We start from the raw sequence: 15,826 nt of genomic DNA on the forward strand, positions 1-15,826 counted from the left end.
CCATCCATGGCGCGGGGCGGCTAACCCGGCGTCCTGCCGGGTTGCCCACGGATTCAAGCCTGCGTTCGGCCAGCGTGGTTTAACGGGGCGCCTAGGATCAAGAGCAGATCAAGATCAAGAGCGACTCGCTGCGCATCGTGGTTACGGTTGGCGCTACAAAGTTGCGTCGATAACTATGGCTATCCGGGGTTATCCGGGGCTGGCTATCGGGGGCAAGCCCCATGCCACATTTGACCTTATTGTCAAAGCTGGTCAGGCGGTGGTTTTCAAGGCCGTTTCTTCCACCGGAACATGCATACGGTCGCGGTTGGCCAGGGTCGGGAACAGTTTGATCCACACTCCGGTCACGACCAGCGTACCCACGCCGCCCATGACGACGGCGGGCACCGTGCCGAACCAGTGCGCGGTGATGCCCGATTCGAACTCACCCAGTTGATTGGATGCGCCGATAAACAAGCCGTTGACTGCGCTCACTCGGCCGCGCATTTCATCCGGTGTTTCCAGTTGCACGAACGAAGCCCGGATCACCATGCTGATCATGTCCGCCGCGCCGAGGACTACCAGTACGGCCAGGGAGAACCAGAACGAGGTCGACAGGCCGAACGCGATGGTCGCCACGCCGAACACGCCGACGGCGGTGAACATTACGCGTCCCACTTTGCGGTCCACCGAAAAGCGCGCCAGCCACAGTGACATCAGCAGCGCCCCCACCGCCGGTGCCGAGCGCAGCAGGCCCAGGCCCCAGGGGCCGGTCAACAGGATGTCCTTGGCGAACACCGGCAATAGGGCAGTGGCGCCGCCCAACAGTACGGCGAACAGGTCCAGGGAGATGGCGCCGAGGATGTCCGGCCGGCTGCGGATAAAGCGAATCCCGGCCAGCAACGAGTCGAGGGTGGCCTTGCCTTTGTTCAGCGGCGTCTGGCGGGCGGGCAGGTTCAGGGTCAGTCCGCAGGCGATCAGGTACAGCACCACAGTCGGGCCGTACACCCACACGCTGCCGAGCGCGTAGAGCAAGCCGCCGAGGGCCGGGGCGACGATGGTCGCCAATTGCTGGGCCGATTGCGACGACGCCACGGCCCGGGGGAACAGTGCGCTGGGTACGATACTGGGCAGCATTGCCTGGGTGGTGGGCATTTCGAATGAACGTGCGGCGCCCAGCAGGAACGCCAGAATGAAGATCATTTCGCGGGTCACGTTGCCGGTCAGCCCGCCGATGGCCAGGGACAGGGCAATCAGCGCCTGGACGGTCTGGCAGATGGCGGCAACCTTGCGTCGCTCATAGCGATCGGCCACGTGCCCGGTGTGCAGCATGAACAGCACACGCGGCACGAACTCCACCAGGCCGACCAATCCCAGGTCCAGCACATTGCCGGTCAGTTGGTAGAGGTTCCAGCCGATGGCCACGGTCAGCATCTGGAAGCCGCTGGCGGTAAAGATCCGCGCCAGCCAGAACGCGATGAAAGGGCGGTGGTGACGTAACAGCAACGCGGGTTCGCTAGGCATTGGGCTTACAGGTCGGGGGCCGAAGGGAGCGTCGAGATTAGCATTATGTTGTAACAAAGAGTTGCAATAACTCGGGTGAGGCAAGCTGTCACGCGGCAAAAGACCACACAACCGGACAGCGCAAATGGGACTACTCTTTCAACAATGCTTGATCCAGATCAAAACCTGCCAGGGGATTGTTCTGGCGGTCGAAAGGCCAGACTCCCTGCGTGACGGGTAAAAAAAGAAACGAATTGAAATTCGCCACACTCCATATCCGTGGGGGCAGTGGGTGCAGGCTCCGAGCCCGCAGCCGGTATTACCTGACAGAGGAAGACTTATGTTCGGTTTGGAGGCGCTAGATCTCGCCCGAATTCAATTTGCGTTCACCATCTCGTTTCACATCCTGTTCCCGGCGATCACCATCGGCCTGGCCAGTTACCTTGCGGTGCTGGAAGGCTTGTGGCTCAAGACCCGCAATGACACCTACCGTGACCTCTACCATTTCTGGTCGAAGATCTTTGCCGTCAACTTCGGCATGGGCGTGGTTTCGGGCTTGGTCATGGCTTACCAGTTCGGCACCAACTGGAGCCGCTTTTCGGACTTCGCCGGCGCCGTCACCGGGCCGCTGCTGACGTACGAAGTGCTCACCGCCTTCTTCCTCGAAGCCGGTTTCCTGGGCGTGATGCTGTTTGGCTGGAACAAGGTAGGGCGCAACCTGCACTTCTTCTCCACCGTGATGGTGGCGATCGGTACGCTGATTTCGACGTTCTGGATTCTCTCCTCCAACAGCTGGATGCAGACGCCCCAAGGCTTTGAGATCGTCGATGGCCGCGTGATCCCCACCGATTGGTTCGCCGTGGTCTTCAACCCCTCGTTCCCCTACCGCCTGGCGCACATGGCCACCGCTGCCTTTGTGGCCACGGCGTTCTTCGTCGGTTCGTCGGCGGCCTGGCATCTGCTGCGCGGCAAGGACAACCCGGCGATCCGCAAGATGCTCTCGATGGCAATGTGGATGGCCTTGGTTGTCGCGCCGATCCAGGCGGTGATCGGCGACTTCCACGGCCTCAATACCCTGAAGCACCAACCGGCCAAAATCGCCGCGATTGAAGGTCACTGGGAAAACATCGGCAATGAGCCCACGCCGCTGATCCTGTTCGGCTGGCCGGACATGAAGGCGGAAAAAACCAAGTACGCGGTGGAAATCCCTTACCTGGGCAGCCTGATCCTGACTCACTCGCTGGACAAACAGGTGCCGGCGCTCAAGGACTTCCCGCCTGAAGACCGGCCTAATTCGACCGTGGTGTTCTGGTCGTTCCGGGTCATGGTCGGCCTGGGTTTCCTGATGATCTTCACGGGGCTGTTCAGCCTGTGGCTGCGCCGCGGCGACAAGATGTACACGTCCAAGCCGTTCCTGTACCTGGCGTTGTGGATGGGCCCTTCAGGGTTGATCGCGATTCTCGCCGGCTGGTTTACCACCGAAATCGGCCGCCAGCCGTGGGTGGTCTATGGGCTGATGCGCACGGCGGATGCCTCTTCCGGGCATAGCCTGGCGCAGATGACTATCACCCTGGTGCTGTTCGTGGTGGTGTACTTCGCGCTGTTCGGCGCGGGCCTGGGTTACATGATGCGACTGGTGCGCAAAGGGCCTGTGGTTTACCAGGTCACCGAGCCGACCCAGGGTGGACCTGGCCAGAAACGTACCCCGGCGCGTCCGTTGTCCGCTGCCGATGATGGCACCGACAACGACCACGACGACATCCAGCACAAGGGGCATTGAGATGGGCATTGATCTTCCGCTGATCTGGGCCGTGATCATCATCTTCGGCATCATGATGTACGTGGTGATGGACGGCTTCGACCTGGGCATCGGCATCCTGTTTCCGTTCGTGAAGGGCAAGACCGACCGCGACGTCATGATGAACACTGTGGCGCCCGTCTGGGACGGTAACGAAACCTGGCTGGTATTGGGCGGCGCGGGCTTGTTCGGTGCGTTTCCGCTGGCCTACTCGGTGGTGTTGTCGGCGTTGTACCTGCCGCTGATCCTGATGTTGATCGGGCTGATCTTTCGCGGCGTGGCCTTCGAGTTCCGCTTCAAGGCCAAGGACCATAAGCGCCACCTGTGGGACAAGGCGTTTATCGGCGGCTCGCTGACGGCCACGTTCTTCCAGGGCGTGGCGCTGGGGGCGTTTATCGATGGCATTCCGGTGGTGAATCGCCAGTTCGCCGGCGGCTCGCTGGACTGGCTGACCCCCTTCACGATGTTCTGCGGCGTGGCATTGATCGTGGCGTATGCCTTGCTCGGCTGCACCTGGCTGATCATGAAGACCGAAGGCAAGTTGCAGGAACAGATGCACAACCTGGCGCGCCCGCTGGCCTTCGTGGTGTTGGCGGTGATCGGTATCGTCAGCCTCTGGACGCCGCTGACCCACGCCGAAATCGCCTCGCGCTGGTTCACCCTGCCGAATCTGTTCTGGTTCCTGCCCGTGCCGTTGCTGGTGCTGGTGACGATGTACGGGTTGTTCCGCGCCGTGGCACGCCGGGCGCACTACACGCCCTTCCTGCTGACGCTGGTATTGATCTTCCTGGGTTACAGCGGCCTGGGGATCAGCCTGTGGCCGAACATCATTCCACCGTCAGTCTCGATCTGGGACGCCGCCGCGCCGCCGCAAAGCCAGGGCTTCATGCTGGTGGGGACCTTGTTCATCATTCCGTTCATCCTGGGCTACACCTTCTGGAGCTACTACGTGTTCCGCGGCAAGGTCACCCATGAAGACGGCTATCACTAGGAGGGTCGCAGCATGGCGGGCAAACCTTCGTTGCACGATATCGAACAGGCAGAGAAACAGCCGCTGTGGCGGCGCCTTGGATGGCTGGCGATGATCTGGACCGGCAGTGTGCTGGCCTTGTTTATCGTCGCCAGCCTGATGCGCATGTTCATGAACGCGGCCGGGCTGACCACCCACTGACATCCCGATCCGGGCTTTGCGGCCCGGTTTTTCAGCCCTGCTCTTCTTACCGGAAGGGCAGGGTTTTTTTATTTGCGCGCCTTGAGAATGACGAACTTGGGCGTGGCCGCCACTTGTTCGACGCCACGGAACAGGCGCGCCAATTTGCTGTGATAACCCAGGTGACGATTACCGACGATATACAGCGCGCCACCCACCACCAGCGCCTCCCGCGCCTGCTGGAACATACGCCAGGCGAGGAAGTCGCCCACCACCTGCTGCTGGTGGAAAGGCGGGTTGCACAGCACCACGTCCAACGACTGCGGGGCCTGGCCGGCCAGGCCGTCGTCGGCGCGCACGATGACATCACGTCCGCCCAGCGCGGCCTGCCAGTTTTCGGCGGCTGACTGCACTGCCATGAAGGACTCGTCCACCAGGGTGTAGTGCGCGTCGGGATTTTGCAGCGCGCTGGCAATTGCCAATACGCCGTTGCCGCAGCCAAGGTCGGCCACGCGGGCGCCGCCCAGGTTGTTCGGCAGGTGCGGCAGGAACGCGCGCGTGCCGATGTCCAGGCCTTCGCGGCAGAACACGTTGGCGTGGTTGAGCAATTCGATGGCCGGGGTGTCCAGGGTGTAGCGGGTAGGGTAGGGCGATACTGCCGCAGGGCGGTCGGCGACGGTGGCGATCAGCAGCCGGGCCTTTTTTACCGCAAGTGAGGCATGCATCGGCCCGATATAACGCTCCAGCAGTTCCCCGGCGGCGCGTGGCAAGTGTTTGACCATGGCCCCGGCGATCACTTCGGCACCCGGTGCCAGTTGCCCGTGCAACCGGATCAACTGTTCTTCCAGCAGCGCCAGGGTCTTGGGCACACGCAGCAACACCCGATCGAATGGCCCGACCGGCACTTGGCTGGCCGGCACGAAGGTTACCGCATCAAAGGCTTTGCCGTTGCGCACCAGGTTTTTTTCCAGGCCTTGGGCGGCGAGGAACGAGTCCCCGCTGGAGGTCACCTGCACCTGGCCTGCAAGGCTGGCCGCGAGGGCGCCGAAGCTGTCATTGAGTACCAGCACGCGGGTTGCCGCAGGGGGTTGCTGGCCGGCGAGGTGGTTGAGCAGGTATTCGTCGGCGGCATCGAAGGCTTGCAGCGGATCATTGTGTTGCTCGGGCTGACGGATCAAATCGAGCTGGGCGAAGGGGCTGTCAAGCAGGGGCATGGCGGGGGAGGCTCTGGGTAATCGACGGAACCGTCTGAGTGAACGGCGAGGCAACCTGTGAAAGGGCTGAATCAACACTCAGAATGGGCCGCAAATGTTACTTTTTTTTCAGCGCGATGACATGCGGTGTTTCTTGTTTGGGTCAAAACAGTCCTGCTTTAGAGGCACTGAGCACGGCCTGGATCTTATTGTGCACGCCAAGTTTCTTGAAGGTACTGCTGATATGAAAGCCCACGGTACGCTCGGACAGGCAGAGAATGGCCGCGATCTCGGAAGCGGTCTTGCCCATGGCGGACCACTTGAGCACCTCCGTCTCCCGTGCGGTCAACTTGCTGGGCGTGTTGATATGGGCTTTGTCGGCGTATTTTTTTGCAACCACTGCATGCATCGCATGGCAGAGCCACAACACCTGCCCGGCTTTTTCGTAAAGCTCTTCGGGGCTGACCTCGCCTTTGCCACGCGTCAGCGTGAGCATGCTGAATACACCCTGGAAATCATGGACCGCCTGGGTCCAGCCCAAGTGCACGCCAAACGACTGGGCCAACTCCCACAACTGGGGGGTACTGCTAAACGTTTTCGGGTCCCAGACAATGGGCAGGACACTGTTCTTGCAGTGGGATACAACAGGGTCTATTTCGAAGAAATGCGCTCGTTTGTAAATATTTCTCCATTCACTCGGATGGTTATCAAGATGTATGGGGTCTGTTTGGTTGCTTGGGGCTTGAGAACTCATCGTAAATGAGCAATGTTGGAATCCTAATTCATACGTGTGATTGACGACCATTTCAAACACGCTGGTGATTTCGCTCTCGCCCTCAAGCTTGGGCAGCCGTGTATTGCGCCATTTGACCATCGATTGCTCTCCATAGGTTTTCGTGTGACTTGGGTACGTCCTGATCCCAATGCGACTTGAATGGAAAGTGTAGGATAAGTCTTACTTGTGAGGCTGAAAAAAAAACTCCTTGACTGCCTTGGGTCAGGCTGTAACAGCGTGGACAAGGACTGGGCTTTAGTCGGACTTATGGAAGAGAGCGCAGTTTTTCAATCATTTACGAATGATGTCAAAGTGACGCTATCGGTACGTTCGCCTTCGTGTTGTTGCGTATTGCGGGCGTATTGATAGCGAAATGTTTAGTTCGATGTTGGGACGCTTTTTGTCACCGATTGTTACCCGCCTGACAGGGCCGTCGACTCGGTTGACTGTAATGCCATTACCAATCAGCGGTGTTTGCGCGGCGCGCTTTGAGAGACACTACGGCCCTGTGCAAAACGGAGCCCCCCATGACGGCCAGTGCTGAGAAATTTACCCGCCAGACCTTGCTCGACGTGCAATCGCTGACCCCCAGCCTTTTCACCCTGCGCACCACGCGTGATGCCGGTTTTCGCTTTACCGCCGGCCAATTCGTGCGTCTGGGTGTCACCAAGGCGGATGGCAGTACCGTGTGGCGCGCCTATTCGATCGTGTCGTCGCCGTTTGACGAATACCTCGATTTCTTTTCCATCGTGGTTCCAGGCGGCGAGTTCACCAGTGAGTTGAGCCGCCTGAAAGTCGGCGATAGCTTGCTGGTGGAGCGCCAGGCCACGGGCTTTCTGACGCTGAACCGCTTTGTAGACGGGCGTGATCTGTGGCTGCTGGGCACCGGCACCGGGGTGGCACCGTTCCTGTCGATCCTGCAGGATTTCGAGGTGTGGGAGAAATTTGAACGTATCGTTCTGGTGTACAGCGCACGCGAGGCCAGGGAACTGGCATACCAGACGCTGATCAAGGACCTGGGCGAGCGCGAATACCTGGCCGAATACGCCCACAAGCTGATCTACATCCCTATCGTCACCCGCGAGCGGCATACGGGCGCATTGAACGGGCGCATCACCACCTTGATCGAGAACGGGGAGCTGGAGCGCGCGGCCGGCATCGCGTTGACGGCGCAACACTCCCGCGTGCTGATTTGCGGCAACCCGCAGATGGTCGATGACACGCGCCAGTTGCTCAAGCAGCGCGACATGCAACTGAGCCTGAGCCGACGCCCGGGCCAGGTGGCGGTGGAAAACTACTGGTAAAAAAAGGCGCCTCACAAGGCGCCTTTTTGCATCTGCCGGTCAGAGCGGTTTGTCGTTCTGTGCCTTGAGCAGGTCGCGAATCTCGCCCAGCAGCACCTCTTGCTTGGTCGGCGTCGGCGGCAGGCTCGGGGCTACGGCCTCTTCGCGCTTGAGGCGGTTGATCGCCTTTACACCCATGAAGATGGCGAAGGCGACGATCAAAAAGTCGACCACGCTCTGGATGAACTTGCCGTATGCCAGCACCACGGCGGGCGCATCGCCTTGCGCGGCTTTAAGCGTGATTGCCAGGTCGCCGAAGTCCACGCCACCGATCAACAGGCCGAGGGGCGGCATTACCACGTCGCCTACAAACGAGGAAACAATTTTGCCGAACGCAGCGCCGATGATAATACCGACGGCCATGTCGACCACATTACCTTTGACCGCGAAGGCCTTGAACTCACTGATCACGCCCATAAGTTATTCCTTGTTACAGATGAGAAGGGTGGAGGTCAGTGTAAGTCAGTCGTAGCGGGCTCGCGCGACACAACCTTTAACACTGTTGGTTTTTATCGACACATTAAAACGCAATTAGTTTGCAAAGTGCCACCAATCGCGCGCGGAATACGGCCAATTTCAGCGGGTTACCACATTTTTTTCTCAATCGCGCCTGTGGGGTTTTTCTATTTATCTTCTGACCCGCAGGTCACTAGCCTCTGGCAAGCACAACTGAATGTGCACTAAAAAAACCAGAGGAAACCTTGATGAACCATTCAATCAATCGCAGGCCCGTGTCGGCACGCCAAGCCTTGGCGTTGGTGACCGCCAGCCTGCTGACCCTCTCCGTGCAAGCCGCCAACCTGACCCGTGACAACGGCGCCGCCGTTGGCGATAACCAGAACTCGCAGACGGCCGGCGCCAATGGCCCCGTGCTGCTGCAGGACGTTCAATTGATTCAGAAGCTGCAGCGCTTCGACCGCGAACGTATCCCCGAGCGCGTGGTGCATGCCCGCGGCACGGGCGCCCATGGCACCTTCACCGTGACCGACAACCTCAGCGACCTGACCAAGGCCAAGGTATTTGCCGCCGGTGAAGCCACGCCGGTATTCGTGCGCTTCTCGGCCGTGGTCCACGGAAACCATTCCCCGGAAACCCTGCGCGACCCACGGGGCTTCGCCACCAAGTTCTATACCGCCGAAGGCAACTGGGACCTGGTCGGTAATAACTTCCCGACGTTCTTCATTCGCGATGCCATCAAGTTCCCGGACATGGTCCACGCGTTCAAACCGGACCCGCGCACTAACCTGGACGATGACTCGCGTCGTTTCGACTTCTTCTCCCATGTTCCCGAGTCCACACGCACACTGACCGAGTTGTACTCGGACTCCGGCACACCGGCCAGTTACCGGGAGATGGACGGCAACGGCGTACATGCCTACAAGTTGATCAACGCCAAGGGTGAAGTGCACTACGTCAAGTTTCACTGGAAGAGCCTGCAAGGCATCAAGAACCTTGACCCCAAGCAAGTCACCGAAGTGCAAGGGCGTGACTACAGCCATATGACCAATGACCTGGTCACCCATATCAACAAGGGCGACTTCCCCAAGTGGGACCTGTATGTGCAGGTGTTGAAACCTGAAGACCTGGCCAAGTTCGATTTCGACCCGCTGGACGCCACCAAGATCTGGCCGAATGTGCCGGAGCGCAAAGTCGGGCAAATGGTGCTCAATCGCAACCCGGGCAATGTTTTCCAGGAGACCGAACAAGTGGCGATGGCCCCGGCCAACCTGGTGCCGGGTATCGAGCCGTCGGAAGACCGCCTGCTGCAAGGTCGGGTGTTCTCCTACGCCGACACGCAAATGTACCGATTGGGCGCCAATGCCCTGCAACTGCCGATCAACGCCCCACGGGTCGCCATCAACAACGGCAACCAGGACGGCGCGCTGAACTTCGGCAAGACCACCACCGGCGTGAACTACCAGCCAAGCCGCCTGTTGCCACGGGAAGAGCCACAAGCTGCGCGCTACAGCCAGTCGCCGCTGTCGGGCAGCACCCAGCAGGCGAAGATTCAGCGTGAGCAGAACTTCAAGCAGGCCGGTGACTTGTATCGCTCCTACAGCAAGAAAGAACGTCAGGACCTGATCGACAACTTCGGCGGCTCGCTGGCGACCACCGATGATGAAAGCAAGCACATCATCCTGTCGTTCCTCTACAAGGCCGACCCGGAGTACGGCACCGGTGTGGCCAAGGTGGCCAAGGGTGACTTGGCGCGTGTCAAAGCACTGGCTGACAAACTGAGCGACTAATCACGCCCTCCTGTAGGAGCGAGCTTGCTCGCGAAGAACGTCAACGATAACGCGTACATCCTGGATGAATGCGTTGCCTTTGAGTTCTTCGCGAGCAAGCTCGCTCCTGCAAGGGGATCTTTCTCAAGGATCTTGATCATGCGTACGTTCATATGGGCACTGCTGGCCTGCTGTTCGTTCAGTGTGCTGGCCGAACAACCCCCATCCAATGACCCTGGTGCGCTCAAGGCGCAGCTTCAGGATTATTATTTCGACGCCGCCCGCCGTGGCGACCTCGACATGCTCAACACGTTCATTGAATCGGGCTACGCCCTGAATACTCAGGACGACAAGGGCTACACCGCCTTGATCCTCGCCGCCTATCACGGCCAGAGTGCCTACGTTGAGCGCCTGTTGACCGCCGGCGCCGACGCCTGCGTGCAGGACAAACGCGGCAACACCGCGCTGATGGGCGCGATTTTCAAAGGCGAACTGCAAATCGCCCAGCGCTTGCTGGCCACCGACTGCAACCCCGACCAACGCAACGGCGCGGGGCAGACGGCCGCCATGTACGCCGGGCTATTCAACCGCGTGGAATTGTTAAGCGAATTGAAGGCCAAAGGCGCCGACCTGAACGCCGAAGACCCCATCGGCAACAGCGCTTCACGCTTGGCCAACGGTGAAATCCGGACCCCGGCGCCGCGCTGAGCTATCATCACGGTTTTTCGGTTGGAGGTTCTTCAATGGCAAAGGCCAAGCGCATGTACGGCTGCACCGAGTGCGGCGCGACCTTTCCCAAATGGGCGGGCCAGTGCGGCGAGTGCGGTGCGTGGAACACCCTGACTGAAACCATGATTGAAAGCGGTGGCGCCGCAGCGCCCACCGGCCGCGCCGGTTGGACCGGGCAACAAGCGCAGATCAAGACCCTGGCTGAAGTCAGCGTCGAAGAGATCCCGCGTTTCTCCACGGCCTCCGGCGAGCTGGACCGGGTATTGGGCGGTGGCCTGGTGGACGGCTCGGTCGTGCTGATCGGCGGCGACCCCGGCATCGGTAAATCCACAATCCTGCTGCAAACCCTGTGCAGCATCGCCAGCCGCATGCCGGCGCTGTACGTCACCGGGGAAGAGTCCCAGCAACAAGTGGCCATGCGCGCCCGTCGTCTGGGCCTGCCCCAGGACCAACTGCGGGTCATGACCGAAACCTGCATCGAAAGCATCATCGCCACGGCGCGCATCGAAAAGCCCAAGGTCATGGTGATCGACTCGATCCAGACGATTTTCACCGAGCAATTGCAGTCGGCGCCCGGCGGCGTATCCCAGGTGCGTGAAAGCGCGGCGCTGTTGGTGCGCTATGCCAAGCAGAGCGGCACGGCGATCTTCCTGGTCGGCCACGTGACCAAGGAAGGCGCGCTGGCCGGGCCGCGAGTGCTGGAGCACATGGTGGATACCGTGCTGTATTTCGAAGGTGAATCCGATGGCCGCCTGCGGTTGCTGCGGGCGGTGAAGAACCGTTTTGGCGCGGTAAACGAGTTGGGTGTATTTGCCATGACCGACCGCGGGCTGAAAGAAGTCTCCAATCCGTCGGCGATCTTTCTTACCCGCGCCCAGGAAGAAGTCCCGGGCAGCGTGGTGATGGCGACGTGGGAAGGCACCCGGCCGATGCTGGTGGAAGTCCAGGCGCTGGTGGATGACAGCCACCTGGCCAACCCGCGCCGGGTCACCCTCGGCCTGGACCAGAACCGCCTGGCCATGCTGCTGGCGGTATTGCACCGCCATGGCGGCATTCCGACTCACGATCAGGACGTCTTCCTCAACGTGGTGGGCGGGGTCAAGGTGCTGGAGACCGCGTCCGACCTGGCGTTGATGGCGGCGGTGATGTCCAGCCTGCGCAACCGGCCGTTGCCCCATGACTTGCTGGTGTTTGGCGAGGTGGGGTTGTCGGGCGAAGTGCGCCCGGTGCCCAGTGGCCAGGAGCGCTTGAAAGAGGCGGCCAAGCATGGCTTCAAGCGGGCGATCGTGCCCAAGGGCAATGCGCCGAAGGAAATGCCGCCGGGATTGCAGGTGATTGGGGTCACGCGCCTGGAACAGGCGCTGGATGCGCTGTTCGAATAATCAGCAACACCCTGAAGCCAATAGGGGAGGGGGCAAGCCCCCTCCCACATTTTGACCAGTGTGGATTCCAGGTTTCCAGCAATGCCGCCACCGCTGCGCCATCATCCAGCCTTTATTTCTGCTTTTTTTGCCTCGGCAAGGCTCTAGACCAAGGTAGGGGGGTGGCCTTTAAGGCCAACAGCGCTAAACTCGGGCTGGCTGTCCTTTCTGTCCACCCTGGCTGGAATATAAAAATGAAAAATAATAATAGCCTGCTACGCCATCTACCCTGGCTGGTGCTGGCAATCGTAGGAGCATGCGCCCTCGGCGTAGTGGCCTTGCGCCGCGGCGAGGCGATCAACGCCTTGTGGATTGTGGTCGCTGCGGTGGCCATCTACCTGGTCGCTTACCGGTACTACAGCCTGTTCATCGCCAATAACGTGATGCAACTGGACCCACGGCGAGCAACCCCCGCAGTGGTCAACAACGACGGTCTGGACTACGTGCCGACCAACAAACACATCCTTTTCGGTCACCACTTTGCGGCCATTGCCGGCGCGGGCCCTCTGGTCGGTCCGGTATTGGCGGCGCAAATGGGTTACCTGCCCGGCACGCTGTGGCTGATTGCCGGCGTGGTGCTGGCCGGTGCGGTGCAGGACTTCATGATCCTGTTCCTGTCCACGCGGCGTAACGGCCGTTCCCTGGGCGACATGGTCCGCGAAGAGATGGGCCGCATTCCCGGGACCATCGCGCTGTTCGGCTGCTTCCTGATCATGATCATCATCCTTGCGGTGTTGGCGCTGATCGTGGTCAAGGCCCTGGCCGAGAGCCCGTGGGGCATCTTCACGGTGATGGCGACCATCCCGATCGCGATGTTCATGGGCATTTACATGCGCTACATCCGTCCGGGCCGCATTGGCGAGATTTCGATCATCGGCGTGCTGTTGCTGCTGGGTTCGATCTGGCTGGGCGGGCAGATCGCCGCTGACCCGGTGTGGGCCAAGGCCTTCACCTTTACCGGGATCCAGATCACCTGGATGCTGATCGGCTACGGTTTTGTTGCCGCAGTACTCCCGGTGTGGCTGATCCTGGCCCCGCGTGACTACCTGTCGACCTTCCTGAAAATCGGCACCATCATCGCGCTGGCGATTGGCATCCTGGTCACCATGCCTGACCTGAAAATGCCGGCGCTTACCCAGTTCATCGACGGCACCGGTCCGGTGTGGAAGGGCGGCCTGTTCCCGTTCCTGTTCATCACCATTGCCTGTGGCGCGGTCTCCGGCTTCCATGCGCTGATCTCCTCGGGCACCACGCCCAAGCTGCTGGCCAATGAAAGCCATGCGCGCTACATCGGTTACGGCGGCATGCTGATGGAGTCGTTCGTGGCCATCATGGCGATGGTTGCCGCGTCGGTGATCGAGCCTGGCGTGTACTTCGCCATGAACAGCCCGGCGGCGATTGTCGGTAGCGACGTGGTGACCGTGGCGCAGACCGTCAGCAGCTGGGGCTTTGCAATCACCCCCGAGGCGCTGTCGGCCGTGGCCCATGACATCGGTGAAACCACCATCCTGGCCCGTGCCGGCGGTGCACCGACCCTGGCGGTCGGTATCGCGCAGATCCTGCACAGCGTACTGCCGGGTGAAAACACCATGGCGTTCTGGTACCACTTTGCGATCCTGTTCGAAGCGCTGTTCATCCTGACGGCGGTCGACGCCGGTACCCGTGCCGGTCGTTTCATGCTGCAGGACCTGCTCGGCTCCTTCGTGCCGTCGCTCAAGCGCACCGAATCCTGGACCGCCAACCTGATCGCCACCGCCGGTTGTGTGGCGATGTGGGGTTACCTGCTGTACCAGGGCGTGATCGACCCACTGGGCGGCATCAACACCTTGTGGCCGCTGTTCGGTATCTCCAACCAGATGCTGGCCGGGATCGCGCTGATGCTCGCCACGGTTGTGCTGATCAAAATGAAGCGTCAGCGCTACATTTGGGTGACCCTGGTGCCGGCCGTCTGGCTGTTGATCTGCACCACCACGGCGGGCTTTATCAAGCTGTTCGACGCCAACCCGGCAATCGGCTTCCTGTCGCTGGCGAAGAAATACAGCGATGCCCTGGCCAACGGCCAGATCCTCGCCCCGGCCAAGAGCATCGACCAGATGCAGCACGTGATCTACAACGCCTACACCAACGCAACGCTGACGGCGCTGTTCCTGTTCGTGGTGTTCAGCATCCTGTTCTATGCGCTCAAGGTCGGCATTGCCGCCTGGGGCAACAAAGAGCGTACGGATAAAGAAGCGCCGTTTCAGGCCGTACCGGACGCATAACCGAGGATTGCACCCATGTTCAATGACATCAGTCGCCTCGGTAAATACCTCGGTCAGGCCGCGCGCCTGATGGTCGGCATGCCCGACTACGACACGTACGTCGAGCATATGCAAACCAAGCACCCGGACAAGCCGATGATGGACTACAAGGCGTTCTTCCGCGAACGCCAGGAGGCCCGTTACGGCGGCAAGGGTGGGCCCAAGTGCTGCTGACCCGGCACTCGGGCCAGTAGTGATTCCATGTGGGAGGGGGCTTGCCCCCGATAGCGGTGTATCAGCGACACATCAGTGCCTGACACACCGCCATCGGGGGCAAGCCCCCTCCCACATTTGTTTTGTGTTCCTTCAGATATAAGGAGAACTGTCTGTGTCCTCTCCCATTCCGGTCACCGTGCTCAGCGGCTTTCTCGGCGCCGGCAAGACCACCTTGCTGCGCCATCTGCTCAAGGCCGAACACGGCTTGAAGATCGCCGTGATCGAAAACGAATTCAGTGATGCCGGCATCGATACCCAACTGTTGGGCGCAGAGCCGGTACAGGTCATGACCCTCTCCAACGGCTGCGTGTGCTGCACCATCCACACCGACCTGACCAAGGCGCTGTACTTGCTGCTCGAGCGGCTGGACCGCGGTGAAATCGCCTTCGACCGCCTGGTGATCGAGTGCACCGGCCTGGCCGATCCCGCGCCGGTGGCCCAGACCTTTTTCATCGATGAGGAACTGCGCGAGCGCTATATCCTCGACGGCATCATCACCCTGGTGGACGCGGCCCACGCCGAGCAACACCTGACCCAGACCATCGCCCAGGCCCAGATCGGCTTTGCCGACCGCCTGCTGGTGAGCAAGCGCGACCTGGTAGACGAAGCCTCCTTCAACGCCGTCAGCGAACGCCTGACCCGCATCAATCGCCGCGCACCGATCCGGGTGGTGGAGCATGGCAAGATCGACCTGGCCGAGTTACTGGATGTGCGCGGCTTCAACCTCAACGCCGGCATGAGCCTGCGCCCGGTCAGTGCTGCGCCATCGGTCGACCGTATTTCCAGCCTGGTGCTGCGCACCGACCAACCGCTGGATATCGATCGCCTCAGTGAGTTCATGAACGAACTGTTGGAAGACCATGGCAAGCAACTGCTGCGCTACAAGGGCGTGCTGAACATTGCCGGAGAGGATCGGCGCATGGTGTTTCAGGGCGTGCTGAAGCTCTACGGTTTCGACTGGGACACCGAGTGGGCCGAGGGCGAGACGCGGGAAAGTGTGATTGTGTTTATTGCCGATGAATTGCCGGAAGACAAGATTCGCCAAGGCTTTGCCAGGGTCTACCAACCCACCTGACTTGAAATGCAACCCAATGTGGGAGGGGGCTTGCCCCCGATAGCTGAGTGTCAGTCACCACAGGCAGCGACTGATAGATTGCCATCGGGGGCAAGCCCCCTCCCACACTTGATTGCATT

At 60.6% G+C, this 15,826-nt stretch carries 14 protein-coding genes; 10 read left to right on the forward strand and 4 right to left on the reverse strand.

Going from position 1 to position 15,826, the window contains the following annotated elements:
- Positions 1-252 precede the first annotated feature (252 nt).
- Complete coding sequence (locus tag BFP89_RS18770) at positions 253-1,503, reverse strand: MFS transporter (protein ID WP_065886903.1); 1,251 nt, start codon at positions 1,501-1,503, stop codon at positions 253-255.
- Between the two features lie 319 nt (positions 1,504-1,822).
- Between BFP89_RS18770 and BFP89_RS18775 the strand changes: the two genes are divergently transcribed.
- The 3 genes from BFP89_RS18775 to BFP89_RS18785 are packed head-to-tail and all read left to right on the forward strand — an operon-like array spanning position 1,823 to position 4,451.
- Complete coding sequence (locus tag BFP89_RS18775) at positions 1,823-3,262, forward strand: cytochrome ubiquinol oxidase subunit I (protein WP_065886904.1); 1,440 nt, start codon at positions 1,823-1,825, stop codon at positions 3,260-3,262.
- A gap of 1 nt (position 3,263) precedes the next feature.
- A complete protein-coding gene (gene cydB / locus BFP89_RS18780; RefSeq protein WP_065886905.1) occupies positions 3,264-4,271 on the forward strand; it encodes a cytochrome d ubiquinol oxidase subunit II in 1,008 nt (335 codons plus the stop codon).
- A gap of 12 nt (positions 4,272-4,283) precedes the next feature.
- Positions 4,284-4,451 (forward strand): DUF2474 domain-containing protein, encoded by a 168-nt coding sequence (locus BFP89_RS18785; RefSeq protein WP_065886906.1) that lies wholly within the window; start codon positions 4,284-4,286, stop codon positions 4,449-4,451.
- 68 nt (positions 4,452-4,519) lie between these two features.
- Here BFP89_RS18785 and BFP89_RS18790 read toward each other — a convergent pair whose 3' ends face one another.
- Both BFP89_RS18790 and BFP89_RS18795 read right to left on the reverse strand, forming a co-directional pair.
- Positions 4,520-5,644 (reverse strand): methyltransferase, encoded by a 1,125-nt coding sequence (locus tag BFP89_RS18790; RefSeq protein WP_065886907.1) that lies wholly within the window; start codon positions 5,642-5,644, stop codon positions 4,520-4,522.
- Between the two features lie 142 nt (positions 5,645-5,786).
- Positions 5,787-6,497, reverse strand: coding sequence for a helix-turn-helix transcriptional regulator (locus BFP89_RS18795; RefSeq protein WP_065886908.1), 711 nt, complete (start codon positions 6,495-6,497; stop codon positions 5,787-5,789).
- Between the two features lie 428 nt (positions 6,498-6,925).
- On the opposite strand from BFP89_RS18795, the gene BFP89_RS18800 reads away from it, so the two are divergent.
- A complete protein-coding gene (locus BFP89_RS18800; RefSeq protein WP_065886909.1) occupies positions 6,926-7,702 on the forward strand; it encodes a ferredoxin--NADP reductase in 777 nt (258 codons plus the stop codon).
- Positions 7,703-7,741: 39 nt separating this feature from the next.
- Here the strand turns inward: BFP89_RS18800 and mscL are convergent, their stop codons facing one another.
- Positions 7,742-8,158 (reverse strand): large-conductance mechanosensitive channel protein MscL, encoded by a 417-nt coding sequence (mscL, locus tag BFP89_RS18805; RefSeq protein WP_065886910.1) that lies wholly within the window; start codon positions 8,156-8,158, stop codon positions 7,742-7,744.
- A 287-nt stretch (positions 8,159-8,445) separates the two neighbouring features.
- Between mscL and katB the strand changes: the two genes are divergently transcribed.
- The 6 genes from katB (at position 8,446) to yjiA (ending at position 15,707) form a co-directional block, all read left to right on the forward strand.
- Positions 8,446-9,987: a catalase KatB gene (katB, locus tag BFP89_RS18810; RefSeq protein WP_065886911.1), complete on the forward strand. Its 1,542-nt coding sequence runs from the start codon at positions 8,446-8,448 to the stop codon at positions 9,985-9,987.
- Between the two features lie 138 nt (positions 9,988-10,125).
- A complete protein-coding gene (locus BFP89_RS18815) occupies positions 10,126-10,674 on the forward strand; it encodes an ankyrin repeat domain-containing protein (RefSeq protein ID WP_065886912.1) in 549 nt (182 codons plus the stop codon).
- A gap of 35 nt (positions 10,675-10,709) precedes the next feature.
- Entirely contained in the window at positions 10,710-12,077 is a 1,368-nt protein-coding gene (gene radA / locus BFP89_RS18820) for a DNA repair protein RadA (RefSeq protein WP_032884669.1), read from the forward strand.
- Between the two features lie 233 nt (positions 12,078-12,310).
- Complete coding sequence (locus BFP89_RS18825) at positions 12,311-14,377, forward strand: carbon starvation CstA family protein (RefSeq protein WP_065886913.1); 2,067 nt, start codon at positions 12,311-12,313, stop codon at positions 14,375-14,377.
- A 15-nt stretch (positions 14,378-14,392) separates the two neighbouring features.
- Positions 14,393-14,590: a YbdD/YjiX family protein gene (locus tag BFP89_RS18830; protein WP_003176208.1), complete on the forward strand. Its 198-nt coding sequence runs from the start codon at positions 14,393-14,395 to the stop codon at positions 14,588-14,590.
- Positions 14,591-14,744: 154 nt separating this feature from the next.
- Positions 14,745-15,707, forward strand: coding sequence for a GTPase (yjiA, locus tag BFP89_RS18835; RefSeq protein WP_065886914.1), 963 nt, complete (start codon positions 14,745-14,747; stop codon positions 15,705-15,707).
- Positions 15,708-15,826: the final 119 nt, after the last annotated feature.

This window comes from Pseudomonas sp. 31 R 17, assembly GCF_900004915.1.
Classification (GTDB): Bacteria; Pseudomonadota; Gammaproteobacteria; order Pseudomonadales; family Pseudomonadaceae; genus Aquipseudomonas; species Aquipseudomonas orientalis_A.

Coding starts and splice junctions, on each gene's coding strand:
- BFP89_RS18770 (WP_065886903.1), bottom strand. CDS start 1,503: ATGCCTAGCGAACCCGCGTTGCTGTTACGTCACCACCGCCCTTTCATC.
- BFP89_RS18775 (WP_065886904.1), top strand. CDS start 1,823: ATGTTCGGTTTGGAGGCGCTAGATCTCGCCCGAATTCAATTTGCGTTC.
- cydB (WP_065886905.1), top strand. CDS start 3,264: ATGGGCATTGATCTTCCGCTGATCTGGGCCGTGATCATCATCTTCGGC.
- BFP89_RS18785 (WP_065886906.1), top strand. CDS start 4,284: ATGGCGGGCAAACCTTCGTTGCACGATATCGAACAGGCAGAGAAACAG.
- BFP89_RS18790 (WP_065886907.1), bottom strand. CDS start 5,644: ATGCCCCTGCTTGACAGCCCCTTCGCCCAGCTCGATTTGATCCGTCAG.
- BFP89_RS18795 (WP_065886908.1), bottom strand. CDS start 6,497: ATGGTCAAATGGCGCAATACACGGCTGCCCAAGCTTGAGGGCGAGAGC.
- BFP89_RS18800 (WP_065886909.1), top strand. CDS start 6,926: ATGACGGCCAGTGCTGAGAAATTTACCCGCCAGACCTTGCTCGACGTG.
- mscL (WP_065886910.1), bottom strand. CDS start 8,158: ATGGGCGTGATCAGTGAGTTCAAGGCCTTCGCGGTCAAAGGTAATGTG.
- katB (WP_065886911.1), top strand. CDS start 8,446: ATGAACCATTCAATCAATCGCAGGCCCGTGTCGGCACGCCAAGCCTTG.
- BFP89_RS18815 (WP_065886912.1), top strand. CDS start 10,126: ATGCGTACGTTCATATGGGCACTGCTGGCCTGCTGTTCGTTCAGTGTG.
- radA (WP_032884669.1), top strand. CDS start 10,710: ATGGCAAAGGCCAAGCGCATGTACGGCTGCACCGAGTGCGGCGCGACC.
- BFP89_RS18825 (WP_065886913.1), top strand. CDS start 12,311: ATGAAAAATAATAATAGCCTGCTACGCCATCTACCCTGGCTGGTGCTG.
- BFP89_RS18830 (WP_003176208.1), top strand. CDS start 14,393: ATGTTCAATGACATCAGTCGCCTCGGTAAATACCTCGGTCAGGCCGCG.